The organism is Domibacillus sp. A3M-37 (assembly GCF_024213455.1).
Lineage (GTDB): Bacteria > Bacillota > Bacilli > Bacillales > Domibacillaceae > Domibacillus > Domibacillus tundrae.
This window is the reverse complement of record NZ_JANAVL010000077.1, coordinates 1-623: the sequence shown is the minus strand read 5'-3', so window position 1 is coordinate 623 and position 623 is coordinate 1. Positions and strand designations below refer to the sequence as shown.

Below are 623 nucleotides of genomic sequence, written 5' to 3'. Positions count from 1 at the left end.
ACTTCCCAAAAGTGCCATTCGTGTGGTCACACAGCAAAAGAAAATCGTCAAACACAAGCGGCATTTATTTGTGTTTCTTGCGGTCATTCGGAAAATGCGGACATTAATGCTTCCCGGAATATCTATGATTTAGCCCTCGTTTAGTAACACAATTTGATTTTCCGCAGGAGACTTGCTGCAAAGTCGTTCGCACTGCCAACCGTCGGAATGACGGGCGTAGCCTAATGAATTAGGGGCCGATAGGTTCCTTTACTTAGGAATCCCCTATGTTCAACGAACGTAGTGAGTAACTGGGGGTAATTCAAACTTAAGCCAAGTCGCTTAACTCCAGCATGTATATCCAATAAGGAAAGTAAGGATGATCGACAAAAAGATAAACGGGTTTGTTGAACTCATATTGATTTTATGAACACTGATAGAGAGTTAAGGTCACACCAGTATTTTCGCATAGGAGACCTTTTCATATTTAAGTAACGAGTAGTATCATATATAATGAGGACAACTATTAAAATAGTTATAAAAGAAAGAACCTTAAGGAGAAAAGAAAATGTTAAATTCTGATTTGGATATACGCTTAGAACCGCGCATTAAAGAATTATACCAATTACATAAGGAACGTTCTG

1 protein-coding gene is annotated in these 623 nt (G+C 38.5%); it reads left to right on the top strand.

All coding sequences use genetic code 11. The features are described 5' to 3' along the window. A partial coding sequence (locus tag NLX67_RS22625; RefSeq protein WP_254313641.1) for a transposase occupies positions 1-144 on the top strand: 144 nt, incomplete at its 5' end. Positions 145-623 lie beyond the last annotated feature (479 nt).